Consider the following 25,551-nt stretch of genomic DNA (forward strand, 5'->3'; position numbering starts at 1 on the left):
ATAAAATGTATCAAGAGTCATTTTCAAATTTTTTCAAACAATTTCGTCGAACTTCTTTCTGTTTTTCTGTACAATATAAGCAGGAAAACGGGGGTGAACTTATGGAAAAGTATTTCTTATACGATGAACATCTAGGAATTGAAATTCCGCATTTACAAGAAGATTGGGAAGATATCCCCGAAAAAATACAACATGCGATTTTATTAAAATGGGAACAAGTTCGCGGGAGAATCCCTGATCGTATAAAAGAACTTGAGCACTATATTAATACAAAACAACATCATTTAAATCACGAAGAAGACTTCGAAATTTCTTGCAAACTTAATTCAGAAATTGCCGATCTCGCTTCCATCATTAATGACCTTTGGCTTTGGTATCGACTCACTCAAAATGTATCTGAGGGGAAAGCACACCAATGAAAAAAGCATGCCCCTCAATTACTTTGGGTCATGCTTTTTTGTCGTAACACGATTTACAATATATCTCTTGTGCTGTTTTCGCCAAACATACATCAAATGGACCAACTAATATACTTCTTTCTTTCGGCAACTTTACAAAAGCAACAAGCTCTTCCTCATATTGAATTTTTTTCTGGCATGAAACGCATATTAATTCTTTTCTTTTGAACATGTCTTTTAGCATATCTTCACTCTCCCCTTCATCTATCTATATTAATATACTCTCATAATAATTAAGACTTGTAAAAAAATGACACATTCCGAATCGAATGATTCATATACTATGTACAAAAGGAGGTCTCAAACCTATGCGAGCTTTCGTTATTATCGCTTTAACTTTTTTAAGTGTGATTAGTTGGGATGTGTTTTTTAAAGATAAAAATGATGAAAAGAATACAACTGAATAAAACCCTTTTTTTCTTACTTATTGGACAAACCGTTACAAACTGGCCAATCCTCCGAAATAAATTAGGCTTTTCTACAAAAATATTTAAACATAACATTTTTTGTAGATTCCCTCCGTTTATTGTCGGTTTCCATCCGCATACATTTTTTAAAAGTATGATATAATAGTATAAATCTTGAAGGAAGGGATTTTGATATCATGATCGCTCGAAGGAGCATGTGGCATCGTATTGACGAATCATACACGTAGCGTATTTTTTAGCTCAGATACTTTAGTCTAGCGAAAAAAATACGAGAGTGGGGAAATTATGATTGCCCGAAGGATAATTTGGCAAAAAAAAGACTCTTCTTACACATAGCGTTTTGTTTAGGACTTAATTGTTACTAACTAAACAAAACAAAGAAGAGCAGGATTGCTAAATGACGAATCCTACTCCACGTTTTGTTTAGTCGTTTTAAGACTTAAACTAAAACGAAGGTAGGGAGAATTGATGGACGAGAGGATTATTCGTTATTTCTTCAGCGACATATAGCGTAGTTAGTTTTTTCGTAAACTAACTGAAAGCTACATGTGAGCTCGTAGTTAGTTTACAACACAAAAAGGACTACTAACTACGGAAAGAAGGAATAACGATGAGGAACATCCAAAGTCGGCAAATTATTAAAGAAATTTTTATGGTTTTAATCGGTTCATTTATTTTAGCAGCAGCGCTATATCACATTCACTTCCAAAACCACTTAACAGAAGGTGGCTTTGTAGGAATTGCACTATTCATCCAAAATTTTTATGATATTTCACCATCTATTTCAACTGTAATTATGGATATCCCAATTATTTTACTATGTGCTTCATTTTTAGGTAAAAAAATGGTTGGCTATTCATTCCTAGGTTCGATTTCATTCGGAGTATTTTATTCTCTTATGGAAAATTATTCTCCATTTACGGTCGATTTATCAAATAATTTATTTATAGCTGCAGTAGTTGGCGGTGCGTTAGCTGGTATTGGACTCGGTTTTATATTGCGATTTGGCGGTGCAACCGGCGGAGACGATATTTTAACAATTGTATTAAGTAAACGAACTCGCTTTACAATTGGGCAAATTTTCTTCGTCTTTGACGCGATTGTTCTTGCGCTTTCATTATATTATTTAAATTGGACAGAAATTGCTTTTACTATTCTTTCAATTGCTGTACAGGCAAAAACATTGGATTTAATTTATTATCCAAAAGCAGAGAAGAAAGCAGAAAAGCAACCAGTATCTATTCCAATGTCCAAAAAGCATGCAACAAATTAAAAAAGCGAAAGGCCTCGGCCTCTCGCTTTTTTTTACGCTCTTTTTTCCTTCTCGACTATGTGGCGCACTTGATAAAATCTATTTGCAAATTCAGTAACGTTTCTTGTTAAACGATAATTCACTGTAGACCCGATTGCCATTCCAATTACCGGAATACCTTGGAATAGTTTACGACGAAGAGCATAAATCGAAAATGTTTTCAAAATTTGTTTTAACACAACTTCAGTAGAAGCTGGTTGTAACACCGCCTCGTCTCCTTCGTAGAAGAACGAATCTTCTTGCTCTAGCTCTTGCAGTAAATTGTACCATGCGTATTGCTGAAGCCTTCCTGGTAGTAATGACGCATGAAATACCTTTAACGCAAGCATCATTTCATAAGGCTTGTTCACATCATGTCCAAATGATGTGGCAATAAGTTGGACAGCCTTCACATTTAACGCAATCATAACTGGAAAATCAGCCGTTAATAATAATAAACCTCCAGCACCCGTTGCTCCGCCTTGTACGAATGAGTATAGGCGATGTCTCGCTGTTTGCTGCTCTGCTATGTATGTTAATTGATCAATAGATAATGCTTTCAAATCCTCTAGTTGCTCAATTGATTCATCAAATAATCTCGACGTTCCTAAAATACGATTACGCGCATCTAACTGTGATTGTGAACTTTGAATCAATGCATGCAAATGAAAGAGCCATCCATCTGCTTTCGTAAAGAAATCTTTTCGTTTTTTCTCAGGTAATTTCGCAATTGTAGTATGTACCCATTTATCAAACATTTTTTGAAAGTCAGTCGCTTCTTGCTCAACTAATTGCGATTCCCATTCTTTTATATTGTCTAAAATGGCTTGTTCTCGCTTCGATCGCATCGTAACAACCACCTCGTTCGATTTTTTTCTATTGTAACATATTTCTGCTTCTTCTTTGCAAATATGCTTGTCTATCTTTATTCACATACCATTTTTTAATGACATAAAATATTAGCAAAAAGGATGAGATGAATCACATGAATCTATCCAATATAAAAAAAGAATATAATGCAGTATTCAGCTTAGGACAAAACTGCTGGCCTGCTTGGGCTTTATATCAATTCGGATTATCACCATTTTTTGGCGTTATTGATTTTATGCTAAGCCCTTCATTAGAAAAAGTGAATGTATTATTACAAAATCGATTTGACCGTTTTTTACAGTTCGAAAACTTATCCTTCATCTCATTTTGGGATGATGATGCGAAATTAAGACTCCGTGACAACCTATATGAAATCGACTCCTGTCACGACTTTAAAACAGATGTAAACACACCAACTTCTTGGCCTTCTTATACAGAAATTAAGTTAAACTATGAGCATCGAATTAATCGTTTTCTAACTACAATCGAAACGGCAGAATCCACATTGTTTATTCGAACGGGAGGAACATACGAAGAAGCACGTTCCTTGGAACAAATTTTATCTCAAATAGTCAAACATAATTTTTCTGTCCTGTTACTCATTCCTGCAGATGTACCAACTATTGTCCAAGAAGATTGGCGATTGCAAAATATTTGCGTTATAAAATGCCCTATTATGGACGTATATCAGTACAATGAAGCATTTTGGAATGACTTATTTGATGGAATCACGATTAGACCGCAGGCTTAAAATATATCCAACAACAAAAAGACGAAATCCTATAGGATCTCGTCTTTTTTTCATATAGTATATTAACCAATATCTCCAAGACGTAGTACGTCACGAGCGATCATAACTTCTTCGTCAGTTGGAATTACGATAATTTTTACTGGAGAGTGTGGGAAGCTGATGAATGCTTCTTCACCAAATACGTTATTGCGTTTTACGTCGAAGTATACGCCCATGTACTCAAGGCCTTCTAATACGCGCTCACGAATAATCGCACTGTTTTCACCTACACCAGCTGTAAAGATGATTGCGTCTACACCTTTCATACGAGCTGTGTAAGAACCGATGTATTTGTGGATACGGCTTACGAATACATCAAGTGCTACTTTCGCACGGTGATCGCCTTCTTCTTCTTTCGCAATGATGTCACGTAGGTCACTAGAATAACCAGTAAGACCTAACATACCACTCTTCTTGTTTAATACGTTAACTACTTCTTCTACTGTTTGGCCTGTTTTTTCCATGATGTATGGAATTAACGCAGGGTCAAGGTTACCAGAACGTGTACCCATTGTTACACCAGCAAGTGGAGTGAAGCCCATAGAAGTATCGATAGATTTACCGCCTTCTACTGCTGCGATACTTGCACCGTTACCTAAGTGACAAGAAAGTAAGCTTAAGCTTTCAATTGGACGACCTAATAATTCAGCCGCACGCTCCGTTACATATTTATGAGAAGTTCCGTGGAAACCGTATTTACGGATGCCGAATTTTTCATAGTACTCATATGGTAAGCTGTATAGGAATGCAGATTCCGGCATTGTTTGGTGGAATGCTGTATCGAATACTGCTACTGCTGGTACGTTTGGTAATACTTCTTGGAATGCTTTAATACCAACAAGGTTTGCTGGGTTATGAAGTGGTGCTAAATCGCTTAATTCTTCGATATCAGCTAATACTTCATCAGTAATTAAAACAGAATCAGCAAATTTTTCGCCGCCGTGAACAACACGGTGACCGATACCGCCAATCTCATCTAGAGATTTAACGATTCCGTTTTCAGTTAATTTTTTAAGAAGCATATTAACTGCTACTGCGTGATCTGGAATGTTTGTAATTTCTTTTTGTTTTTCGCCATCTACAGTAATAGTGAAGATACTATCTTCTAAACCGATACGTTCTACTAAACCTTTTGTTAATACTGTTTCACTTGGCATTTCAAATAATTGGAATTTTAAGGAAGAGCTTCCTGCGTTAATCGCGATGATTTTTGACATCTAGTCTTTCGCCCCTTTTTCTCTTGGTAGTTGTGTGGATGTTTCCACAAACCGCTCGATTTTATCTAATCAAATTTACTAAATATGAAAACGTTTCATCATTAGCAAATTTTATACTCACGATTTTAATTTAAACATCGTCCGACATATATTTCAAGTGAAAAAATTGTAACACCAAGAAAAAATATATATTACAGATTTCAAAAAAATTCAGTTAAATCTAGTATATATTTAAAAATATGACATATTATATAAAACTGTACTACATGAATTACTAACCCTGTTACATATACCTTGCCTTATTTATGGGTTGCAAACCAAGTATTTAATTGATCCATAATGTTCTCCATCGCCTTCATGTTAGAGAATTTAGGCAACTCCACTAATAACGCCTGTTTTGGCATTGTTACATTAGAGCCTTTCTTTTGGAGAACAAATATACTTTTTGCATTTTTCTCGTTTTTAAACATGGAAACAGGAAGCTGTAATAATCCTTGAATAAAGCATGTTTCTTTAATAAATGCATGTAATTTTGGTGCCTGATCACTTTCAAAAATGAAGTTCGGTACTAAGAAGAATAAGTACCCGCCCTCTTTCGTGTGTTTCACACTTTGCTCAATAAATAAGTGATGGGCATACGACATTCCTTCATCTGCTTTTAATTTATATTCACTTGCACCGATTTCATTTGGATAGTAACCAATCGGTAAGTCTGAAACGACTGCATCAACTGGATCGATATAAAGTGGTGCTAGCCCATCTTGATGGAAGAATTCGATTGCATGCTTTTGTAAATTTGCATTTACTAAAGCAAGTTTAATTAGCACTTCATCCACTTCTACACCAAATCCACTCATTGTTAGCCCTTCTTTGGCGCTATTAAACACTGTAGTCATTAAATTTCCTGTTCCAATTGCAGGATCTAAAACTGTGATCTCGTTTTGACCTTGCATAAATTTATGGAATAAGTAACTCATGAACATTCCAACTGCATCAGGCGTCATTTCATGATTCGCTTGTACGCCTTCTTTCATTCCTTTTAAGATGGCTAACTGAAATGCTTTACGAATTTCTTCACCTTTATATGTTTCTTCATTAAACGTACTATATTCACGATTCAGCCTTTCAATTGCTGATTCGGATAATTCCTCTTGTAAAATCGCTCCCTCAAACAAGTTATCACCTGTTTCTACAAGCGCCTCTAAATATGTTACATCTAATTCTTTACGTAAAACTACCGCAGAAGAATCAAAAATAGAAAATAATGTTTCCACTGTCTGACTCACGTACATTCCTCCTTCTCTCTTTTACACATAACTTATATCATACCACAAAGTGTTTTTTTCCAAAAAGAAAAAGCGACCTCCTGCAAAGAGCTCCCCTTAAGTTATATATGATATAACGCTTTTTCTCATATATTGGTACCATTACGCAGCAATATATGAGAAAAAACGACCTCTTTATAAGAGGTCATTTCCTTCACATTATTTTGCCGATTTAGCTGCTTCTAATGCTGCTTCATAGTTTGGATGGCTTGTACCTTCGCTTACGTATTCTGCGTAAACTACTTTGTCGTTGCTATCTACTACGAATACTGCACGAGCAAGTAAACGAAGCTCTTTCATTACTAAGCCGTAAGCTTCACCGAATGAAAGGTCGCGGTGGTCAGAAAGTGTTACAACATTTTCTAAACCGTTTGCTGCACACCAGCGTTTTTGAGCGAATGGTAAGTCAGCGCTAATTGTTAATACTTTCGCGTTTTCAATACCTGCTGCATCTTGGTTAAAACGGCGTGTTTGTGCATCACACACACCTGTGTCGATTGAAGGTACAACACTAATTAATTTTACTTCACCTTTGTATGTCTCTAAACTTACTGGAGATAAGTCGTTTGCTAATACTTGGAAGTTTGGCGCTTGATCGCCAACTTTAACTTCTGTTCCAACTAAAGTCATTGGATTACCTTTAAAAGTTACGTTTGCCACTTGAAAATCCTCCCTTATTTAAACAAAATATGTACAATGTAAATGATAGTTTGTCCCTATCGATAATGCAAATAAAATCGCTTTATTTACAAAAAAATTAAAGAAGCCAATCCATTGATCAGCTTCTTTATTCGTTAAATTTGAAATTCAGGATCATCTTCTTTTCGTTTATCCATCATTTCTTTCACTTTATCAACAGCTTGTGGCGCTAATTCAATTATTTTATCGATGACGTGTGTTTGCTTATCTAAGTGTAATACTTTCACACCTTCTCCATTTATAACAAGGAAGGCAACAGGATTAATAGAAACTCCTCCACCACTTCCCCCGCCAAATGGATGACGGCCTGAATGTTCTACTTTACCAAATTCACTTCCACCAGCAGCAAATCCAAAACTGACTTTCGAAACGGTAAGAATTACACTTCCATCTGCCGCTTTAATTGGGTCACCAACAATTGTATTTACATCAGTCATTTGTTTTAAATGCTGCATTGCGGTTGTCATTAAACCTTGAATTGGATGGTCCATTCTATATCCCCCCTATGCTTGAACAGATTTTTCTGTCATACCAGATCTTTGCTTTCTCATAAACATGAGTAATTTCACCGCTGTTTTTACAGTACGGAATATACGAAAAGATGCTGTTAACTCACATCTTGATGCAAATCCCTTCCCTTGAAAAACAGGTGTAATTTCAAATTCTGGTACGTCGACAATATGCATATATTGTCCTACAACTCCAGCAGCCATTCCTTTTGTCCCCCATGCATATCCAGTGACAATTCCAGTACTAGCTGCGTCGCCTGCTCCAATTTGCGTATGCCATTTCCAACCATTGATTTTCACTCGTTTGAGAAAATCTTTAACAATAGTATGAACGTCTTGAAGCTTTTTTATCAGCTCTCCAATGCTATCAAGTTGCGCCATAATTTTATTATCTATTCCACCGTCTTTTTCCGCTTTTTCGATTTTCTGTCCTGTCTTTTTCTGCTGTTTTTCAATTCTTTCCAATACATCAAACGTATATCGAATCATCCATATTTTCACTTGAAATAAACATTGTTTTTCCATTTCTGAATATAAAAACGTCACCTTAAGCGATATTTTCGATAATAGTATTAGCAAAATAAAAAGTAGAAGAATTATCATTCCAATTACGAGCCACTTCATTCGTACCATCCTTTCACTCCATACCCATTGTCGACAAGTTTATTCATCATTAAACAGACTTTTATAAAATTGAATATAAAAATTTTTCTAAAAATAAAAAGGGATTTTGACAATTTATATCGAAATATACTATTTGAACATATCATCCAGAAACATGCTCTGACGATATGTAGCACTAAGACTAGAAAATTTAACTGCAGTGGAGGGATACATAATGGCAGATCGTCGCAATTTATTTTTCTTTTATGGTGATGACAAAATAACACTCGTTGAAAAAATGAAACCAATATATCGTATTTTAGAGGAGAATGGATTTACCATATTAGATCATCCAAAAAATGCAAACGCTATCGTCAGCGTTGGAGATGATGGAACTTTCTTACAAGCCGTTCGTAAAACTGGTTTTAGAGAAGATTGCTTATACGCAGGTATTTCTACGAAAGATGAAATTTCTTTCTACTGCGATTTCCATATCGATCACATTGATACAGCCCTTCAAGAAATTACAAAAAACGAAATTGAAGTGCGAAAATATCCAACAATTAAAGTAGATGTAGATCACGGTACATCTTTCCATTGTTTAAATGAATTCACATTACGCTCTAGTATCATTAAAACATTTGTTGTAGACGTACACGTCGACAATTTACATTTTGAAACATTTAGAGGTGATGGATTAGTTATCTCCACGCCTACAGGAAGTACCGCTTACAATAAATCATTACATGGTGCAGTTGTCGATCCACTTATCCCATGTTTCCAAGTAAGCGAACTAGCATCTTTAAATAACAACACATACCGTACACTCGGATCACCATTCCTTTTAAATCACGAGCGTACGTTAACTTTAACACTTAAACCAGACGGAAATGATTATCCTGTTATCGGAATGGATAACGAGGCACTTAGCATTAAACAAGTGGAAAAAGCCGTTGTTCGTTTAAGCGATAAACAAATTAAAACTGTTAAATTAAAAAACAATTCCTTCTGGGAAAAAGTACAGAGAACATTTTTATAGCATGAAAATAACCGCCGAATTATGGGATTCCATAATTCGGCGGTTTTTATTTCTCTCGCTACCGGCCACTATTCTTGTTATTTTTTGTCGGTAAGTCGATATCTTTTAATAATCGCTGATATATTTTCACATACTTTTTTATAGACAACTCGGCCATCAATTACTGTCATTTCTGCTTGTACTTCTTTTATTTCTTCTGCCTCTATTTCAAAAATATTGCGATCTAATATAGTAAAGTCCGCTTCATATCCTTTTGCGATTTGTCCTCGCTTCGCTTCTTTTCCGATTGCATAGGCACTTCCTGTCGTAAATAAAGAGACAGCCTCATATACCGTTAATCTTTCTTCCGGCATATAACATACACCGTCAATAAAACTTCTGCGTGTAACTGCGCTATATATACCTAAAAATGGATTCACTTGTTCAATTGGCGCGTCAGATCCACCGTTGCAGTGTAATCCCGCTTCCAGTAACGTCTTCCAAGCGTACGCATAACGAAGACGATGCTCGCCTAGTTTTCCAATGACTGATGGGAAGTCCGATGACACAAAGACGGGCTGAATATCAATAATAGCCGGCAAAGGTTTCATTCTCTCAATCAACTCTTCACGAGCGAGTTGACAATGAATAATGCGGTCACGTAATCCTTCTGCTGGTGGATATAATTCAAGTGCATCAATGACATATTCAAGCGATAAATCACCGATTGTATGAATCGCTACTGGCATATGTAAATCTCGTGCTTTTTTCACTAACTCCGCAAGCTCTTTGCGTGAGAAGATCGCCACTCCATTTGTTTCCTGCGCATCTTCATACGGTTCACTTAATAAAGCTGTTCTTCCGCCAAAAGAGCCATCAGAAAAAATTTTCATCGCCCCAAATTCAATATAATGCTCATTTTCATATTCTTTTCGTTCATGTGCTACTTCATGGTGAACGAGTAAATGTGCTTTAAATGGCATTTCCTTTATAACATGAGAAAACGCATTGTGCGTTTTTCTAAAGCCACCGTAATAATTTAAATCTTCCGTATGCCCACCAACGAGACCATATTGCCAGCAGTCTTTAATCGCTGTTTGCAAAGCGCTTTGTAAATAAGCTTCATCAATTTCTGGCTGAACATGTTTAATTAACTCTTGCCCTTGTTCATATAAAAGTCCTGTTAAATTATTTGATACATCACGGCCAATTTTTCCGCCTTTCGGGTCTTGCGTCGCTTCTGTTATGTTCGCTTCTTGCAGTATGTATGAATTCACCCATGTCACGTGACGACAAACACGCTTTAATAAAATGGGGTGTTCTTTCGAGATTTCATCTAAATCTTTCACATGAACATCTTTCGTATCTATAAAGTTATTTTCATTCCATCCTTCTCCAATAACCCAAGAGCCCTTTGGAGCTTCTTCCACTCGCTTCCGCACGAGAGTCAGCACTTCGCTATAAGATGTGCAGTTTGATAAATCTAGACGGAGTAACCTCTCTCCATGCCCAATAAGATGCATATGACTATCAACGAGACCTGGAATCATCGTTTTCCCTTCTAAATCGTGCAATTTAACCGTAGCATATCGGTCTTCTAATTCTTCTTTACTCCCGACATCAACGATCATACCGTTTTCAACATAAACAGCGTCTACTTTTTCATTCTCTTCTCGCATTGTGTAAATGGTGCCGCCATACCAAATTTCTCCCATATATCCCATCTCCTTTGTTTTTATTGTATAAAAAAAAGCACCATTTCAAAACATGGTGCTTTTCTAAAAATTACTTTTGCTCAGTAGTAGACGTTGTGATTTGCCATTCAATGCTAAATTTATCTTTTAGTTGTCCGTATGCTGGGCTCCAGAACGTTTCTTGAAGTGGCATAATAACTTCTCCACCCTCTTGTAACTTTTCGAATACTTCTTTCGCTTTTTCTGCATCACTAATTTGAATTGCGATTGTTACTTGAGATCCGATTGCATGCCCTTGACCTGGGAATGTATCAGAAATCATAAGATCCGTATTACCAACTTTTAAAGTAGCATGTAAAACGCGCTCTTTTGCTTCAGCTGGAATTGGATATTCAGGATTTTCAGGCATGTCACCAAAAGTTTGCATGACTTCTACTTTTGCATCTAACGCCTCTTTATAAAACTGTACAGCTTCTTGCCCACTACCATCTAAAACTAAGTACGGATTAATACCTAAAATCATACGGACACCTCTTTTTTAAATTTATAAAACAGAACTTACGTTCGTCTTTATAATATCATATGGTTTACAGTTCATTCAACTATTTTCAAAATTATTTTGAAGGAATCTCCATCTCTTGTTTTCTAAGTTCAATACGGCGAATTTTTCCAGAAATCGTTTTTGGTAGTTCATCTACAAATTCAATTTTACGAGGGTATTTATATGGTGCAGTAAGTTCTTTGACGTGTTGTTGGAGTATTGGAATTAATGTTTCTTCGTTCTTTTCTATATTCTCTCTTAATACGATAAATGCCTTCACGACACTTCCGCGAATTTCATCAGGACTTGCGACAACTGCGCACTCTCTTACGTAAGGATGTTTTACGAGCGCATCTTCTACTTCAAACGGTCCGATTGTATAACCAGAGCTAATAATAATATCATCACCGCGCCCTTCAAACCAGAAATAGCCGTCTTCATCTTTCTTCGCTTTATCACCGGTAATATAATAATCACCGCGGAATTGCATCGCTGTGCGCTCATCGTCTTTATAATATTGTTTAAAGAGGGCTGGTGTTTCAATGTGAACTGCAATATCACCCACTTCTCCTACCTTTACTGGCATACCTTCCTCATCTACAATATCAACGTGGTTGCCTGGCGTTGGTTTTCCCATTGATCCTGGTCTAATATCCATTCCTTTCATTACACCAACAAGCAATGTGTTTTCCGTTTGCCCATAGCCGTCTCTTACTGTAGTATTAAAGTGCTTTTGGAACGTTTCAATAACTTCTCTATTTAACGGCTCACCTGCGGATACAGCGCTATGTAATGCTTCTAAACTATACTCACTTAGGTCTTCTACCTTTGCCATTAATCTATACTCAGTCGGCGTACAACAAAGCACATTCACCTTATTCTCACCTAATAAGTTTAAATACGTTTTTGGTTCAAACTTACCATGATATACAAATCCTGTTGCACCTGATCCGAGAGTTGCTACAAATGGGCTCCAAATCCACTTTTGCCAACCTGGACTAGCTGTCGCCCATACAACATCATTCTCTTCAATTCCGAGCCAGTTTGGAGCGCTCGTACGTAAATGAGCGTACGCCCACGCATGCGTATGAACAACACCTTTTGGATTTCCTGTCGTCCCTGACGTGTAAGATAAAAAGACCATATCTTCTTTATCTGTCTTCGCCATTTCTAACAGGTCACTTTCTGTTTCTAACGCTGTTTTTAAATTAATCCATCCATCTACTGACTGCTCGCTCAGAACGAATTTTTGAAGAGATTCCATCGCTTCTATATCATCAAACTGCCCAATGTACGGCTCATAACTTACAATCGCTTTTACTTCCCCGTGCCCAATGCGATATTCGATATCCTTTTTGCGCAACATTTCCGAACTCGGAATTACGACAAATCCTGCTTTAATCGCAGCGATATACGTCATGTACGCTTCAATTAAACGTGGCATCATAATGAGGAGCTTGTCCCCTTTCTGCAGCCCACTCTTTATAAAAGCGTTTCCAATTTTATTCGCACCTTGCATTAACTCAGCATATGTAACTTCTCGTCTATTCCCTTTATCATCTTGCCAAATTAAAGCAAGCTTCTCTTTATCACCTGTATATTTCTCTATTTCAGAAACTAAATTATAAGACTGCGGCGCCAACAATTCTTCTCTCTTCATAAACATCCTCCCTTTTCTTTATGCCTCCCTTATATAATAAAGAATTTTCAGTTAATTTTGAACCCTCTTCTTTTGACAAATTTTTTATGTCTATGTCGAAATGAATGTATAACGATGCAAACAACAAAAAGAAAGAGCGGGAGAACCCGCTCTTTCTAAGCCATCATATATGGGATTATTTTTGGAAACCGCCTAATTGTTGCTCAGCTAGTGAAACTAGACGTTTCGTAATTTCGCCACCAACAGAACCGTTAGCGCGAGATGTTGCATCAGCTCCAAGTTGAACACCAAACTCTTGAGCGATTTCGTATTTCATTTGATCTAATGCTGCTTGAGCACCAGATACTGCTAATTTATTGTTGCTTGCCATGTTGTATCACCTCCTTGTGAGTATAGAGTGTGATAAACAACATGACTTCATACATATTTTAGATATGGTAATTTATGGTTTTAGAAAAGTTCTTCGAATTTTTCTTCTTCCGCCACTACTTCTACCGTTTGTAATACCATTGTTTCTTTGTTCGCTACAGCTTCATCGATTAATGGTGTGAAATCGTATTTCGCTTCAAAACGATTTGCTTTTTCACGCTTCGGCTTCGTCGCTGGGCTTGCTGGTGTGAATACTGTACAGCAATCTTCGTACGGACGAATTGAAATATCATATGTTCCGATTTCTTCAGCGATTTTAATAATTTCTAATTTATCCATCGTAATAAGTGGACGAATAACTGGATAGTTTGTTACTTCGTTAATTGTATGCATACTATCTAATGTTTGGCTTGCTACTTGTCCAAGACTTTCACCAGTCGTGATTGCAAGTGCATTACGCTCCTCTGCGATACGCTCTGTAATACGCATCATCATACGGCGCATAACTGTCATTGAATAGCTAGATGGAATTTCTTTATTAATCGTTTTTTGCACTTCTGTAAATGGAACAAGGTGAAGCGTTACACGTTTACAGTACTTCGTTAACTCTTGTGCTAAATCAATTACTTTTTGTTTTGCACGCTCGCTTGTGAAAGGTGGGCTATGGAAATGAACTGCTTCCACAGACACGCCGCGTTTCATCGTTAAGTACGTTGCTACTGGGCTATCGATACCACCAGAAAGAAGTACCATTACTTTTCCGCCAACGCCAACTGGTAAACCACCAGCTCCCATATGCTCACCACACATAATATAGCTGTAACCACTGCGAATTTCTATACGTACATTCACATCTGGATTATGAACATCTACTGTGATATCCTCTGTATTTTCTAAAATGTGCCCACCGATTTCTGGAAGTAACTCCATCGTCTTCATTGGGAAGCGCTTATCAGAACGGTGCACTGTAATTTTAAATGTTTTCACATCGCCTTTTACTTGTAAGAAAGCTGCTAATGCACCTTTTTTAATATCTTCTAATTCTGATGGTACTTTCATCGCTAAATTAAATTTATGAATACCAAATACATCTTTCAATCTTTCAGAAATTGCTTCGTGGTCTTCGCCATTTAATTGGATGTACATACGATCATGCGTTGCATCAATTTTAATATTTGGGAATTTTTTTAATTTGAATTTCACATTATCTTTTAACGTACTTACAAATTTAGAGCGGTTCTTACCTTTAGTCGTCATCTCTCCATAACGAACTAAAATATATTCATATGTCATCATATTCCTTTACCTCATCACTTCATGTAATTTTGGCATCGTCTCTTTCACAATACCTTCAAATTGTTTTACTTCTTCCATCGTGTTTTCTGGTGCCAAACTAATGCGAATAGCACTTGCAGCAGCGGCATGCGGTACCCCCATTGACACTAACACTCTGCTCACTTCATTTGCTTTTGAAGAACAAGCAGACTTCGTCGATACATACACACCGTGCTCTTCTAAAGCATGAACGACCACTTCTGGTTTTAAACCAACAAATGATACATTTAAAATGTGCGGTGCTGCATATGCAAGCGACGTATTGATCGTTACATCTTCCATCTCTTTAAAGAAACGGACAAGCTCTGTTTGTAAATTGTGCAAATGAGCTATCTTTTCTTTCACTTGTTCCATTGTCATGCGAAGTGCTTTCACCATCGCTACAATGCCAGGTAAGTTTTCTGTACCAGAGCGATACTTAAGCTCTTGTTGACCGCCTGATAAAATCGGATCTAACCTCACGCCATCACGTACATAAAGAAGACCCGTTCCTTTTACACTGTGGAATTTATGTCCAGATATTGAGCAAAGATCAATATGAGAAGCATATAAATCAAGCGGTACTTTTCCTATCCCTTGTACATGGTCCACATGGAATCTTATTTTCGGATAGTTCGATAATAACGTTCCAATTTCAGCAACAGGCTGAATTGCTCCAGTCTCGTTGTTCACGTGAATAATTGACACAAGAATCGTATCTTCACGAAGTGCTCGTTTTACATCCTCTACCGAAACAACACCATGCTCATTAACCGGTAAATATGTTACATCAAAACCGAGATCTTCTAATTGTTTATATGCTTCAAACACAGACGCGTGTTCAATATTTGTTGTAATGATATGTTTACCGCGCGAACGATTCCTCATCGCTATTCCTTTAATCGCAAGGTTATTCCCTTCTGTTCCACCTGATGTGAAAATAATCTCAGAAGGTTTAACGTGAAGAAGCTGCGCTGCAATCGTTCTTGATTGTGTTAATAGACGCTCTGCCTCTCCCCCAAGCGAATGAATAGAAGAAGGGTTTCCAAAATATTTTCCAGCAACCGTTACGTACGATTGAAGGGCTTCTGGATATGGCTTCGTCGTCGCACTATTATCAAAATAGATCATCGTTCTTCCCCTTTCAGCGCTATCACATCATATAATCATATCACAAATACGTGTAATTACGCTAAGACTACTCAAAGGTTCCATTTTATCCCGATTGTGAAGGGCAATAATTAGTGAAGATGCCCCTACTGATTACAGTTTCACTTTATCTTAAAATGAATCACCTTACTGTATTCCGCTATTCATTATAGCAACATCGCCCTCAAAATTACACAAAAAAACAAACCCTTATGAAAGGGTTTGTTCATTGTCTACATATTCAGCTATTTTTTGAACAACGCCGGGTTCAAGCTGCTCTAGTACAGAAGCCGCTTGTTCTAAAGCTGCATCGTATTGATATTCACGGAATAATTTCTCCGCATAATTTAAGCTCTCTGCAAGGTTCTCATCGTGACTGCGATAACGATTACCGTATTGAATTAATTTTTCAACTAAATACGCTTGTCCAATTAACTCTTCTGTCATTTCAGCTACACCATTAACAGTTGTGTACGCTTCTTCTAAACTGCTATTTACAGCGTTCATATTTAACGGTTTCACTTCTAACTGTTCATATACAGCTTGCATTGCCATTTGTCCTCTTTTTAAATCTTCCATAATGCTTTCTGGAAGACCTGGCAAATTCGACTTTTGCATAAAACGTTTCGTTTCAAAAATGATATTTCGCATTTCTTGCAACTTCTCACGCGCTTCAAATTCCTCTTTACGCATCGTTTGCAGCATTTCTTTATACTCTGCATGAAGTACTTTTAACGTTTCACATTGCTCATAAACCTCTTCTAGTTCCTCACGAATAATAGAGAAGGCAATATCTTGTTCCGCAACGCGTAATTGTAGCATTTCAAAACGTTTCGTTAAAATGTGCATTTGCTTTTCAATTACTTTTTGAGACTCAATGTCCTTATCTTGTAACTGATAACTTTGTTTCACAAGTTGTGTTTCTGCTTTTGTTTCAAGCGTTTCAGTGCGGATTTCTTCTAAGTCTTCATAAACAGAAAGTGTTTTTTGCTCCACATAATGTCTCGCATGCACTTCTTGTTCCAGTTGATCATAGAAGCCATCTAAACGCGTTTTTAAGTCTTCTACTTTTTCAGCCGCTTCCGTTATATGAAGCTCCTGTATATCCATTAAACATGTGTGTAGTTGTGTCGTCATATCGCGAACTTCTTTAGGGATTTCCAAATACTCTAATACATAACCTTGTCTTACCATATCATTATGTCCGTGTAATAAATCTTCCAGCTGAACTGGTAACGTCGCTTGACACTCTACCAGTAAATCTGGAATTTGGTGAATAATGATTTCTAAGTTTGCTAAACCTTCTTCTAAACTAATAACAATTTCTCGTGCTTTTAAGTAGTCACCATTATCTGTTGCCTCTTCAAAGCTTTTAAACTTATTAGATTCAGCGTCTAGCATCTCTTCAATTTTCTGCTCTGCTGCTCCATACATATGTCTATGAGCAAGAACACTCTTCTTCATACTACGATATGTATCACGTAACCCTTCAATTTCCGAGCTATTTTTTTCATGGCTTTCTAACAATTGCTGTAATTCATTTAAAATGTCTGTAATACGATTATCAGCGTCATCTAAACCACTTATGGATTCATTCATCGCATGCTTTGCTTTTCGGAAGGAGAATTGCGAGGCGAATTTTCGCGCTTGCGCTAAATCTTTATCTGCTTTCGGAAGGGTTGTTGATACAATCTCATCCCATTCTTCACGCCATTTACCAAACAGTTCTTCTGTTTGACCTGTCATGTTTAAATCTTTCACCCGTTTTAGTTCATCTGCCACAGGTTTATCTTTTATCTCTTGTTTCCACTGCTCAAGTGCTTCAATATCTTTATATGAACGATTTCTTATCACAAGCTCTATCATGAGCAGCACTAGAATAGAGCTTACTACAATGATAACGATCGTCAGGATAGAATCCATGCAAAAAAGCCTCCTAGTTATATCTCTTTTTTTGTCCGTTCCGTTTATGAAATGGAAGGCATTATGTATAAAAAGGGAATTCCCCTATATTTAACAACTAACAATGTACTAATCATACCATGTAATGGCTTGTTTTTGACCTAGTTTTTTTTAAAATTTCATGTTTCTTTCAATGCAATTGTAATCTTTCTCAATCTTCTGTTTGGATTATCTTCCATCATCAAATGATTGTAATAACAGGTTCTCTTTCATATGAGATACGAAATAAATTTTGCGCACAAGTGGTGGTTCAATAGAAATCGCATACACATTCCCTTGCTTTACCGCCTGCTCTATTGCCATTTCTGGAAGTAACGTAATACCAAGTCCAGCTCCGACCATTGCAAGCATCGGTTCTGCATAAGAAGTTTCAAATGCAATGATTGGTTTCGCACCTATCCCTTGAAACATATTCGTAATCATTTTCCTTACATCACAGATTTCTGGATATACGATTAACTTTTCATTTTGCAAATCTTCCATTCGGATTACTATTTTCTCTTTATAAAGATGATCACTTGAAACTACACAAACAATTTTTTCTTCTCGCATTTCTTTTATACACGTAGCGTCTTCTACTACTGAATCGACGAACATCGCTTCAATCTTCCGTTCTTTAAAGAGTCCCATTAGTACTTTCGTATGCTCAATTTTCCATTCTACTTCGAATCCATCACCTAATACATCTTTACATTTTGATATATAATGCGCTGCTAAACTTGGCAATATGCCTATAGAAATTTTCCGCTTCTCTTGAAAATTCTTCATTTCGGCTTTCACTTCATGTATGTGTTCCAAAATCGGTAACATCCTTGTTATAAATAACTCTCCAGCCTCTGTTAACTCCACTCCTTGCGCGGAACGCTTGAGTAAAGTAACCTCTAAATCCGCTTCTAACCTTTGAATTTGCTTACTAAGCGCCGGCTGAGAGATATGTAACAGCTTACTCGCCTTTGATAAACTTCGCGTATTCTTTACTTCAATAAACGATCTTACTGCCTCCAAATCCATCGTACACACCTCTAACAAAAAGTTATAACTGTCATAAAAAATCGATATTTCCTTCTATAAACAATTACTCTTTATACTTATTTCATCAACTTACTATAACGAAATACAAAGGGGAATGAAACTCTTGAACAAAAAACAAATGCTACTCGGATCCTTCCTATGCCTACTTGCCGTAACCGCTTGGGGATTTATGTTTCCTGTCATGGCAAATGCCCTGCAGTTTATCGATCCGTTCTTCTTCACAACTATCCGGTACGGATCGGCAGCTATAATTTTTCTTATTTTGCTACTCATTACTGAAGGAAAAACTTCACTCCGCTTAGAAAAAAGAACATTTTCGTTATTCTTTTACGGAACAGTCGGTTTCGCTGGATATGGTTTTCTCATCTTTTACGGCCAACAACTTGCTGGGCCTTCTGGAGCCATCCATGCTGCGATGATTCAGTCTCTTATGCCGCTCATCGCTTTATTATTGCAGGGGATAACAAAAAACAAACGCCCACAAAACTACACATTCCTTTGTATGTTCGTTGCATTGCTCGGTGTTATGCTTGTCATTTCAAAAGGAAATATTCACTTATTATTTGGAGCTGCCAGTCACCTCTCAACAAATATACTTATGCTATGCGGCGTTACTTGCTGGGTCATTTATACGAACGGCGGTGCTCGTTTTCAATCTTGGTCACCACTCAGGTATACGACGTTAACTTGTTTATTCGGCTCGATTTCACTCATCGTTATCGTCACTTTCTTCACTTACACAAACATCGTTACTATGCCGTCACTTCGTACAATTATGAGCGTTCGTTTTGAACTCTTGTATATGTCGATTATTGCAGGTGTTATCGCTGTATTTTGCTGGAACACAGGAAATCGCTATATTTCATCTATTAACGGCATATTATTTATGAATTTAGTTCCTGTACTTGCACTTATCGGTTCCATCTTTCGAGGTTATACAGTCGCCAAAGTTGAAATTGCGGGAGCCTCCTTAACAATTATCGCGCTATTATGCAACAATGTATGGCAAAGGAAAGAAAGCACAAAAATCCCCACCTCAGTTCGTTAGGTGGGGATTTTTCACATATGAACAGCTCTTGGCAATTCATAGTACATATTCGTTATACATAATGTTTGCTCCATCCATTGTTCAATTTCTTTCGTGTACATTTCTATGAAAAATGTCTCAGACGGAAAAGAATGCAGCACTTCTGATATATATTGCGGATATAAAAACGGCATATTCATCATGCCTTTTAATTGCGTCATAAACATTGTAAAAGATACCTTTTTAAATTCCTGCTTCATTTGTCCCTGTCTAATCATTTGCTCTATATAATATCTTTCTTTAGAAAAGTAAATGGTCATCACTTCGCGAATTAATGTCGTATCAAGTGAAAGCTCTCGGTAGAAGAAACGTGTCAGTTCCCTATTTTCAAATTGATATCGTAAAATCCCGCGCACCATTTGCACCATCACATCTTTAGCCGACAAATATTCTCTCTGTTCGAACGACATTTCAATCACATGAATATATCCTTCTAAAAAGTCAGTAATAAGCTGTTCTAATAAACCTTGCTTTCCAGCAAAATAATATGAAATATTCGCTACATTCACATCCGCTCGCTTTGCAATTTCTCGCACCGACGTTCCATCATAACCTTTCGTGTTAAACAACGATATTGCCGCATCAATTACTTTTTGTTTCGTCTGTTTCATGCGCTCACTTCCTCTCACTGAACAGCTATAGTTTAAATTTCTTGACTTTTAAGACAAATTCCTTTAATTTTCTATCGACAAAGTCATGTGAAATACATCGTATTTTGCTAATATTTTACACATCTCGATAAAAAGGGAGTTGTTTCCATGTTTACAAAAGAAAGTTATGCAGGTTCTCGCGTGCAGCAATACGAGACAGTAATTAAACAACTGGATGCATTATTAACTGGCGAACCAAACGTAGTCGCAAACTTATCAAATGCGTCCGCATTATTAAATCAATTTTTAGATCGTGTGAATTGGGTTGGCTTTTATGTAACAGAAGGAAATCAGCTTGTTCTTGGACCTTTCCAAGGAATGCCTGCTTGCGTGCGCATTCCATTTGGACGAGGCGTTTGCGGCGTTGCAGCTGAAACGAAAACAACGCAGCTTGTAGCAGACGTTCACCAATTCCCAGGACATATCGCTTGCGACAGTGCTTCGAATTCAGAAATCGTTGTACCGATCGTGAAAAAAGGAACTGTCATTGGTGTACTTGATATTGATAGCCCTGAAAAAAATCGTTTTGATGAAGTAGATCAGCGCTATTTAGAAAAGTTTGTGGAAACACTCCTAAAACATATTTAAAAAAGAAAAGAGTGAGTTATCGATTGCGTACATCACGTACGAAACCGATAGCTCACTCTTTTTTATTGGTTACTAACAATAGATATTTTCTTTAGTGCCTGCTCTAAATCAGAAACGATATCTTCCCATGATTCTAAACCGACAGATAAACGTATTAAATTATCATAAATACCCATTTCTTGTCTTAACTCAGCTGGAATCGCAGCGTGCGTCATCGTTGCCGGATGCTGAATTAACGTTTCTGTATCTCCTAAACTTACGGCAATTGTAATAAAGTGAAGGTCATTGATAAACGCTTGCGTCTCTTCTTTTCCGCCTTTTACTGAAAAAGAAATCACACCGCCGCCTCGTTTCATTTGGCGAGATGCTAACTCACCTTCTGGATACCAAACACCTTCTACCGCATCATGATTTTTCAGGAACGATACAATTTTTTCGGCATTATCACAATGGCGGTCCATCCTTACCGCTAGTGTCTTTAATCCACGTAACAATAACCATGCATCAAACGGCGCCATAATACCGCCGATATCTTTTCGCATCGGGCGAATTTTTTCAGCTAACACTGTCGTTTTACAAATCGTTACACCCGCCACAACATCGCCATGACCGCCAATATATTTTGTCGCACTATGAACAACGGCGTCACAACCAAGCTCAAGCGGTCTTTGTAAATAAGGTGAACAAAACGTATTATCAACAACGACAAGTAAGCCATTTCGCTTCGCAACCCGAATCACTTGTTTTAAATCGATTAATTTCATCGTTGGATTAATCGGTGTTTCAACGAAAATAACCTTTGTATTTGGACGGATTTTATTTTCAACATCAGCTTCTGTCTCCATATCACAAAACGAATGTGTAATCATAAATTTCTCTTCTAATACTTCTAAAAATCCGTACGTGCACCCGTATAATCCATTTGAACAAATAATATGATCTCCAGCTTTTAGAAAGCCAATTAACGTTGCTGAAATAGCTGCCATACCGGATCCGAAAGCAAGTGCTTCTTCTCCTCCTTCTAACACCGCCATACGTTCTTCAAATAATTTTACAGTTGGATTTCCAAGTCTTGAGTAAATATAAGACGGATCCACTCCCGCAAAACTCGCCTCTCCTTGCTGCGCAGTCTCAAATGTAAATGTAGATGTTTGAAATAACGGTGGTGTTAAACTTCCTTTATGTTCTTCAGATTTATACCCGTGATGAATTAACGCTGTCTCCATATGCTTCTTTTTCATAAAAACATCCCCTTTTATGTTTTTATCCCGCATATTCATCAACAAAAATTTGATGAACGTTTTACTTTATTTTATGTAAGCGTTTTATTTGTGTTTCTATCTCTTCTTTTATATCGTTTTAAATTCCTTCTTGTTAATTTCCAAAATTTATATGCATAAAACAAAAACGTACTCGCTTGACGAAACTCTGGGTAAAAGATATAATAGCGTTTGTGTAAAATAAAAAGGCAGCCTTGTAATGTGAGTTTATCGTTTGTATTTTGTTCCTCTACGGAGGTGTATCTCGTAACTCCCTGCTGCTGGAGCGAAGGTACATGAAAACAAAATGCCCGTAAATATCGATTACGTCTGTTTTTATTTTACGTAAATAAAAACATTTTTAAAGGAGGAGTCAACTATGGCTCGTTATACAGGTCCAGCTTGGAAACTGTCTCGTCGTCTTGGAATCTCTCTAAGCGGCACAGGAAAAGAATTAGAAAAACGCCCTTACGCACCAGGTCCTCACGGTCCTAACCAACGTAAGAAACTTTCAGAATACGGTTTACAATTACAAGAGAAACAAAAACTTCGTCACATGTACGGCATGACTGAGCGTCAATTCCGTCGCACATTTGACCAAGCAGGTAAAATGCCTGGTAAGCACGGCGAAAACTTCATGATCCTTCTTGAAGCTCGTCTTGACAACTTAGTTTACCGTATGGGCTTAGCTCGCACTCGTCGTGCAGCTCGCCAATTAGTAAACCACGGTCACATCACAGTTGATGGATCTCGCGTAGATATCCCATCTTACCGTGTAAAACCTGGTCAAACTATCAGCGTTCGCGAAAAATCTAACAGCCTTGTTGTTGTTAAAGAAGCGATCGAAGTTAACAACTTCGTACCAGAATACTTAACTTTCGATGCTGATAAATTAGAAGCTACTTACACTCGTCACGCTGAGCGTTCTGAGTTAGCAGCTGAAATCAACGAAGCATTAATCGTAGAGTTCTACTCTCGTTAATGACAAAAAGCCAATCCTGTGGATTGGCTTTTTTCGTTTATATATAAAATAAAATTATTTATTTTCCTCTTTCTGAACATATACATAAGCATCTTTCTGCTCTTTATGTACATCAACCTTCGAATTCTCTGCAAGCTGACCCGCGTTTAGCAAAGAAAAAATAATGAGCGCTTCTAGTGACATTTCGTTTTACCACTCCTTTCTATTTGTTATACATTTATCATACCGCTTACATGTGATTTCCGTATGAACTCGAAAAGGAGATTACAACAAAAAGATTACAGGAATATGAATGCACGCTATAATAACCATTAAATAGGAGGTCGATTTATTTTGACAATAAATCAAATGGTTCAGTTGGGTAGTGCATGTATGCTGTTTATTACTTCCGCACTTATTAATTGGTATCAGGGAAGTAATTTGATAGATGATCCCGATGAATGGAAATATAGCGCTAAGTTTACGAATTACTTTAAAGGTACCGTTTCAAACTACCAAGATATTTATCAAATCGATTTCTTTATATATGCGGCAAAGTTTTATCCAACAGCATTTGTTGTTATGCTCATTAGCTTACTTTATATGCTCGTATTAATTCTTCATATTCTATTTACAAGAACTCGTAAGGTAATCTAAATTCATACATAAAAACCCCGAATCATAGACTTTTCAGCCTACAATTCGGGGTACTATTTGTTTTATATTCGTTTCTGATTAGTAACGAATTAAGAAATATTTCTTTTTACCGCGGCGAATGATTGTGAATTTACCTTCGATGCGGTCGCTTTCTGTTACAACGTAGTCTAATGCTTGTGTACGCTCACCGTTTACGTAGATTGCGCCGTTCGTTACATCTTCACGTGCTTGACGTTTTGATGGAGAGATTTTGCTTTCTACAAGTAAATCGATTAATACTGTATCTTCTGCAGTACGTTCTACAGATGGTACGTCTTTGAATCCTTGCTCGATTTCGCTTGCAGTTAGTTCTGCTACAGAACCGCTGAATAGTGCAGCTGAAATTTTAATCGCTTGCTCTAATGCTTCTTCGCCGTGAACAAGTTTTGTCATTTCAGAACCTAATGCTTTTTGTGCTGCACGTTTTTCTGGTGCTTCAGCTACTTGCTTTTCAAGCTCAAGAATTTCTTCATGAGATAAGAATGTGAAGTATTTTAAGTATTTAGCAACGTCACGGTCATCTGTGTTAATCCAGAATTGGTAGAACTCGTAAGGAGTTGTTTTCTCTGGGTCTAACCAAATTGCGCCGCCTTCTGTTTTACCAAATTTCGTACCGTCAGATTTTGTAACAAGTGGAATTGTTAAACCGAATGCTTTCGCATCTTCTTCTGATTTACGGATTAATTCAAGACCAGCTGTAATGTTACCCCATTGGTCACTACCACCGATTTGTAGGCGGCAATTATGGTTTTGGTATAAGTTTAAGAAGTCGTATGATTGTAAAATCATATAACTAAACTCAGTGAATGAAATACCAGTATCTAAACGAGATGCTACTGTATCTTTTGCTAACATATAGTTTAAACCGAAGTTTTTACCGATATCGCGTAAGAATGAAATTACATCTAAGTTACCAAGCCAATCATAGTTGTTAGCCATTGTTGCTGGGTTGTCCACGTTTTCGAACTCTAAGAAGTTTGAAAGTTGGTTTTTAATGCTTTCTGTGTAGTAAGCAACTGTATCTTTCGTATTTAATGTACGCTCTGCTTTTTTACCACTTGGATCACCGATCATACCAGTACCTCCGCCAACAAGTGCGATTGGTTGGTGACCAGCTAATTGGAAACGACGTAACATTAATACTGGTAACATATGACCGATGTGTAAGCTATCCGCTGTCGGGTCGAAACCACAGTATAATTTAACGCTTTCTTTTTCTAATAATTGCTCAAGTCCCTCAGCATCTGTTTGCTGATTAATTAGACCGCGAAATTCAAGATCTTGTAAAATACCCATATCCTACATACTCTCCTTTAAGTTCATTACTGGCGTGAAGGTTGAAAACATAAAAAAATCGCCCCTTTAAATAAGGGACGATTTT

General features: G+C 37.1%; 27 protein-coding genes and 1 other annotated feature (1 of these 28 cut by a window edge). Of the genes, 8 read left to right on the forward strand and 19 right to left on the reverse strand.

Features of this window, described 5'->3' with window-relative positions; translation table 11 throughout:
• The first annotated feature begins 101 nt into the window (after positions 1 to 101).
• Positions 102 to 419 (forward strand): radical SAM protein, encoded by a 318-nt coding sequence (locus KZZ19_RS22630; RefSeq protein ID WP_088098200.1) that lies wholly within the window; start codon positions 102 to 104, stop codon positions 417 to 419.
• A 28-nt stretch (positions 420 to 447) separates the two neighbouring features.
• On the opposite strand, the gene KZZ19_RS22635 is transcribed toward KZZ19_RS22630, so the two are convergent.
• Positions 448 to 642 (reverse strand): hypothetical protein, encoded by a 195-nt coding sequence (locus KZZ19_RS22635; RefSeq protein ID WP_000910278.1) that lies wholly within the window; start codon positions 640 to 642, stop codon positions 448 to 450.
• An 854-nt stretch (positions 643 to 1,496) separates the two neighbouring features.
• Here KZZ19_RS22635 and KZZ19_RS22640 point away from each other — a divergent pair.
• Complete coding sequence (locus KZZ19_RS22640) at positions 1,497 to 2,159, forward strand: YitT family protein (RefSeq protein WP_048544413.1); 663 nt, start codon at positions 1,497 to 1,499, stop codon at positions 2,157 to 2,159.
• 32 nt (positions 2,160 to 2,191) lie between these two features.
• Here the strand turns inward: KZZ19_RS22640 and KZZ19_RS22645 are convergent, their stop codons facing one another.
• On the reverse strand, positions 2,192 to 3,025 hold the full coding sequence (locus tag KZZ19_RS22645) for an EcsC family protein (protein ID WP_001256871.1): 834 nt from the start codon (positions 3,023 to 3,025) through the stop codon (positions 2,192 to 2,194).
• 137 nt (positions 3,026 to 3,162) lie between these two features.
• On the opposite strand from KZZ19_RS22645, the gene KZZ19_RS22650 reads away from it, so the two are divergent.
• Positions 3,163 to 3,798, forward strand: coding sequence for a DUF1796 family putative cysteine peptidase (locus KZZ19_RS22650; RefSeq protein WP_088097990.1), 636 nt, complete (start codon positions 3,163 to 3,165; stop codon positions 3,796 to 3,798).
• Between the two features lie 62 nt (positions 3,799 to 3,860).
• Here KZZ19_RS22650 and ackA read toward each other — a convergent pair whose 3' ends face one another.
• The 5 genes from ackA to KZZ19_RS22675 all read right to left on the reverse strand — a co-directional run bounded on the left by ackA (position 3,861) and on the right by KZZ19_RS22675 (position 8,220).
• The gene (ackA, locus tag KZZ19_RS22655; RefSeq protein ID WP_088097992.1) at positions 3,861 to 5,054 is read right to left on the reverse strand and encodes an acetate kinase; all 1,194 of its coding nucleotides are present in this window, start codon (positions 5,052 to 5,054) and stop codon (positions 3,861 to 3,863) included.
• A 299-nt stretch (positions 5,055 to 5,353) separates the two neighbouring features.
• A complete protein-coding gene (locus KZZ19_RS22660; protein ID WP_000084365.1) occupies positions 5,354 to 6,340 on the reverse strand; it encodes a class I SAM-dependent methyltransferase in 987 nt (328 codons plus the stop codon).
• Between the two features lie 198 nt (positions 6,341 to 6,538).
• The gene (gene tpx, locus KZZ19_RS22665; RefSeq protein ID WP_000024525.1) at positions 6,539 to 7,039 is read right to left on the reverse strand and encodes a thiol peroxidase; all 501 of its coding nucleotides are present in this window, start codon (positions 7,037 to 7,039) and stop codon (positions 6,539 to 6,541) included.
• Between the two features lie 134 nt (positions 7,040 to 7,173).
• Positions 7,174 to 7,569, reverse strand: coding sequence for a GerW family sporulation protein (ytfJ, locus tag KZZ19_RS22670; RefSeq protein ID WP_000350005.1), 396 nt, complete (start codon positions 7,567 to 7,569; stop codon positions 7,174 to 7,176).
• 12 nt (positions 7,570 to 7,581) lie between these two features.
• Entirely contained in the window at positions 7,582 to 8,220 is a 639-nt protein-coding gene (locus KZZ19_RS22675) for a DUF2953 domain-containing protein (RefSeq protein WP_002123030.1), read from the reverse strand.
• 205 nt (positions 8,221 to 8,425) lie between these two features.
• Here KZZ19_RS22675 and KZZ19_RS22680 point away from each other — a divergent pair, with 205 nt between their 5' ends.
• The gene (locus KZZ19_RS22680; protein WP_088097994.1) at positions 8,426 to 9,229 is read left to right on the forward strand and encodes an NAD kinase; all 804 of its coding nucleotides are present in this window, start codon (positions 8,426 to 8,428) and stop codon (positions 9,227 to 9,229) included.
• Between the two features lie 77 nt (positions 9,230 to 9,306).
• Here the strand turns inward: KZZ19_RS22680 and KZZ19_RS22685 are convergent, their stop codons facing one another.
• The 8 genes from KZZ19_RS22685 to KZZ19_RS22720 form a co-directional block, all read right to left on the reverse strand.
• Positions 9,307 to 10,923 carry an amidohydrolase gene (locus KZZ19_RS22685; RefSeq protein WP_237981711.1) on the reverse strand — a complete coding sequence of 539 codons (1,617 nt, stop codon included), beginning with the start codon at positions 10,921 to 10,923 and terminating at the stop codon, positions 9,307 to 9,309.
• Between the two features lie 70 nt (positions 10,924 to 10,993).
• Positions 10,994 to 11,425: a VOC family protein gene (locus KZZ19_RS22690; protein ID WP_088097996.1), complete on the reverse strand. Its 432-nt coding sequence runs from the start codon at positions 11,423 to 11,425 to the stop codon at positions 10,994 to 10,996.
• Between the two features lie 91 nt (positions 11,426 to 11,516).
• Positions 11,517 to 13,103, reverse strand: a complete 1,587-nt coding sequence (mbcS, locus tag KZZ19_RS22695; protein WP_098342869.1) for an acyl-CoA synthetase MbcS — start codon at positions 13,101 to 13,103, stop codon at positions 11,517 to 11,519.
• Between the two features lie 175 nt (positions 13,104 to 13,278).
• Positions 13,279 to 13,473: an alpha/beta-type small acid-soluble spore protein gene (locus KZZ19_RS22700; RefSeq protein WP_000157912.1), complete on the reverse strand. Its 195-nt coding sequence runs from the start codon at positions 13,471 to 13,473 to the stop codon at positions 13,279 to 13,281.
• A gap of 80 nt (positions 13,474 to 13,553) precedes the next feature.
• Complete coding sequence (thiI, locus tag KZZ19_RS22705) at positions 13,554 to 14,768, reverse strand: tRNA uracil 4-sulfurtransferase ThiI (RefSeq protein WP_000989277.1); 1,215 nt, start codon at positions 14,766 to 14,768, stop codon at positions 13,554 to 13,556.
• 6 nt (positions 14,769 to 14,774) lie between these two features.
• Positions 14,775 to 15,917, reverse strand: a complete 1,143-nt coding sequence (locus KZZ19_RS22710) for a cysteine desulfurase family protein (RefSeq protein ID WP_063260703.1) — start codon at positions 15,915 to 15,917, stop codon at positions 14,775 to 14,777.
• Between the two features lie 228 nt (positions 15,918 to 16,145).
• A complete protein-coding gene (ezrA, locus tag KZZ19_RS22715) occupies positions 16,146 to 17,858 on the reverse strand; it encodes a septation ring formation regulator EzrA (RefSeq protein ID WP_088097998.1) in 1,713 nt (570 codons plus the stop codon).
• A 207-nt stretch (positions 17,859 to 18,065) separates the two neighbouring features.
• Positions 18,066 to 18,908, reverse strand: coding sequence for a LysR family transcriptional regulator (locus KZZ19_RS22720; RefSeq protein WP_237981712.1), 843 nt, complete (start codon positions 18,906 to 18,908; stop codon positions 18,066 to 18,068).
• Positions 18,909 to 19,032: 124 nt separating this feature from the next.
• Here KZZ19_RS22720 and KZZ19_RS22725 point away from each other — a divergent pair, with 124 nt between their 5' ends.
• Entirely contained in the window at positions 19,033 to 19,977 is a 945-nt protein-coding gene (locus KZZ19_RS22725) for a DMT family transporter (protein ID WP_237981713.1), read from the forward strand.
• A gap of 11 nt (positions 19,978 to 19,988) precedes the next feature.
• On the opposite strand, the gene refZ is transcribed toward KZZ19_RS22725, so the two are convergent.
• Positions 19,989 to 20,627: a forespore capture DNA-binding protein RefZ gene (refZ, locus tag KZZ19_RS22730; RefSeq protein WP_000814939.1), complete on the reverse strand. Its 639-nt coding sequence runs from the start codon at positions 20,625 to 20,627 to the stop codon at positions 19,989 to 19,991.
• 147 nt (positions 20,628 to 20,774) lie between these two features.
• Between refZ and KZZ19_RS22735 the strand changes: the two genes are divergently transcribed.
• Complete coding sequence (locus tag KZZ19_RS22735) at positions 20,775 to 21,254, forward strand: GAF domain-containing protein (RefSeq protein WP_237981714.1); 480 nt, start codon at positions 20,775 to 20,777, stop codon at positions 21,252 to 21,254.
• A 62-nt stretch (positions 21,255 to 21,316) separates the two neighbouring features.
• Here the strand turns inward: KZZ19_RS22735 and megL are convergent, their stop codons facing one another.
• The gene (gene megL / locus KZZ19_RS22740) at positions 21,317 to 22,495 is read right to left on the reverse strand and encodes a methionine gamma-lyase (protein WP_237981715.1); all 1,179 of its coding nucleotides are present in this window, start codon (positions 22,493 to 22,495) and stop codon (positions 21,317 to 21,319) included.
• 397 nt (positions 22,496 to 22,892) lie between these two features.
• Between megL and rpsD the strand changes: the two genes are divergently transcribed.
• Positions 22,893 to 23,495: a 30S ribosomal protein S4 gene (gene rpsD, locus KZZ19_RS22745; RefSeq protein ID WP_000135322.1), complete on the forward strand. Its 603-nt coding sequence runs from the start codon at positions 22,893 to 22,895 to the stop codon at positions 23,493 to 23,495.
• A gap of 54 nt (positions 23,496 to 23,549) precedes the next feature.
• Here rpsD and KZZ19_RS22750 read toward each other — a convergent pair whose 3' ends face one another.
• Positions 23,550 to 23,678 carry a hypothetical protein gene (locus KZZ19_RS22750; protein ID WP_000050944.1) on the reverse strand — a complete coding sequence of 43 codons (129 nt, stop codon included), beginning with the start codon at positions 23,676 to 23,678 and terminating at the stop codon, positions 23,550 to 23,552.
• A 150-nt stretch (positions 23,679 to 23,828) separates the two neighbouring features.
• Between KZZ19_RS22750 and KZZ19_RS22755 the strand changes: the two genes are divergently transcribed.
• The gene (locus tag KZZ19_RS22755; RefSeq protein WP_237981716.1) at positions 23,829 to 24,131 is read left to right on the forward strand and encodes a YjdJ family protein; all 303 of its coding nucleotides are present in this window, start codon (positions 23,829 to 23,831) and stop codon (positions 24,129 to 24,131) included.
• A 78-nt stretch (positions 24,132 to 24,209) separates the two neighbouring features.
• Here KZZ19_RS22755 and tyrS read toward each other — a convergent pair whose 3' ends face one another.
• The gene (gene tyrS, locus KZZ19_RS22760; RefSeq protein ID WP_237981717.1) at positions 24,210 to 25,466 is read right to left on the reverse strand and encodes a tyrosine--tRNA ligase; all 1,257 of its coding nucleotides are present in this window, start codon (positions 25,464 to 25,466) and stop codon (positions 24,210 to 24,212) included.
• 70 nt (positions 25,467 to 25,536) lie between these two features.
• Positions 25,537 to 25,551, reverse strand: a binding site (T-box leader); it runs 215 nt beyond the window's last position.

It is taken from the genome of Bacillus thuringiensis (genome assembly GCF_022095615.2).
Lineage (GTDB): Bacteria > Bacillota > Bacilli > Bacillales > Bacillaceae_G > Bacillus_A > Bacillus_A cereus_AG.

Excerpts from the sequence above, each read along its gene's own strand:
- KZZ19_RS22630 (WP_088098200.1), top strand. The coding sequence starts at position 102 with ATGGAAAAGTATTTCTTATACGATGAACATCTAGGAATTGAAATTCCG.
- KZZ19_RS22635 (WP_000910278.1), bottom strand. The coding sequence starts at position 642 with ATGCTAAAAGACATGTTCAAAAGAAAAGAATTAATATGCGTTTCATGC.
- KZZ19_RS22640 (WP_048544413.1), top strand. The coding sequence starts at position 1,497 with ATGAGGAACATCCAAAGTCGGCAAATTATTAAAGAAATTTTTATGGTT.
- KZZ19_RS22645 (WP_001256871.1), bottom strand. The coding sequence starts at position 3,025 with ATGCGATCGAAGCGAGAACAAGCCATTTTAGACAATATAAAAGAATGG.
- KZZ19_RS22650 (WP_088097990.1), top strand. The coding sequence starts at position 3,163 with ATGAATCTATCCAATATAAAAAAAGAATATAATGCAGTATTCAGCTTA.
- ackA (WP_088097992.1), bottom strand. The coding sequence starts at position 5,054 with ATGTCAAAAATCATCGCGATTAACGCAGGAAGCTCTTCCTTAAAATTC.
- ytfJ (WP_000350005.1), bottom strand. The coding sequence starts at position 7,569 with ATGGACCATCCAATTCAAGGTTTAATGACAACCGCAATGCAGCATTTA.
- KZZ19_RS22675 (WP_002123030.1), bottom strand. The coding sequence starts at position 8,220 with ATGGTACGAATGAAGTGGCTCGTAATTGGAATGATAATTCTTCTACTT.
- KZZ19_RS22680 (WP_088097994.1), top strand. The coding sequence starts at position 8,426 with ATGGCAGATCGTCGCAATTTATTTTTCTTTTATGGTGATGACAAAATA.
- KZZ19_RS22685 (WP_237981711.1), bottom strand. The coding sequence starts at position 10,923 with ATGGGAGAAATTTGGTATGGCGGCACCATTTACACAATGCGAGAAGAG.
- KZZ19_RS22690 (WP_088097996.1), bottom strand. The coding sequence starts at position 11,425 with ATGATTTTAGGTATTAATCCGTACTTAGTTTTAGATGGTAGTGGGCAA.
- mbcS (WP_098342869.1), bottom strand. The coding sequence starts at position 13,103 with ATGAAGAGAGAAGAATTGTTGGCGCCGCAGTCTTATAATTTAGTTTCT.
- KZZ19_RS22700 (WP_000157912.1), bottom strand. The coding sequence starts at position 13,473 with ATGGCAAGCAACAATAAATTAGCAGTATCTGGTGCTCAAGCAGCATTA.
- thiI (WP_000989277.1), bottom strand. The coding sequence starts at position 14,768 with ATGATGACATATGAATATATTTTAGTTCGTTATGGAGAGATGACGACT.
- KZZ19_RS22710 (WP_063260703.1), bottom strand. The coding sequence starts at position 15,917 with ATGATCTATTTTGATAATAGTGCGACGACGAAGCCATATCCAGAAGCC.
- ezrA (WP_088097998.1), bottom strand. The coding sequence starts at position 17,858 with ATGGATTCTATCCTGACGATCGTTATCATTGTAGTAAGCTCTATTCTA.
- KZZ19_RS22720 (WP_237981712.1), bottom strand. The coding sequence starts at position 18,908 with ATGGATTTGGAGGCAGTAAGATCGTTTATTGAAGTAAAGAATACGCGA.
- refZ (WP_000814939.1), bottom strand. The coding sequence starts at position 20,627 with ATGAAACAGACGAAACAAAAAGTAATTGATGCGGCAATATCGTTGTTT.
- KZZ19_RS22735 (WP_237981714.1), top strand. The coding sequence starts at position 20,775 with ATGTTTACAAAAGAAAGTTATGCAGGTTCTCGCGTGCAGCAATACGAG.
- megL (WP_237981715.1), bottom strand. The coding sequence starts at position 22,495 with ATGAAAAAGAAGCATATGGAGACAGCGTTAATTCATCACGGGTATAAA.
- rpsD (WP_000135322.1), top strand. The coding sequence starts at position 22,893 with ATGGCTCGTTATACAGGTCCAGCTTGGAAACTGTCTCGTCGTCTTGGA.
- KZZ19_RS22750 (WP_000050944.1), bottom strand. The coding sequence starts at position 23,678 with ATGTCACTAGAAGCGCTCATTATTTTTTCTTTGCTAAACGCGGGTCAG.
- tyrS (WP_237981717.1), bottom strand. The coding sequence starts at position 25,466 with ATGGGTATTTTACAAGATCTTGAATTTCGCGGTCTAATTAATCAGCAA.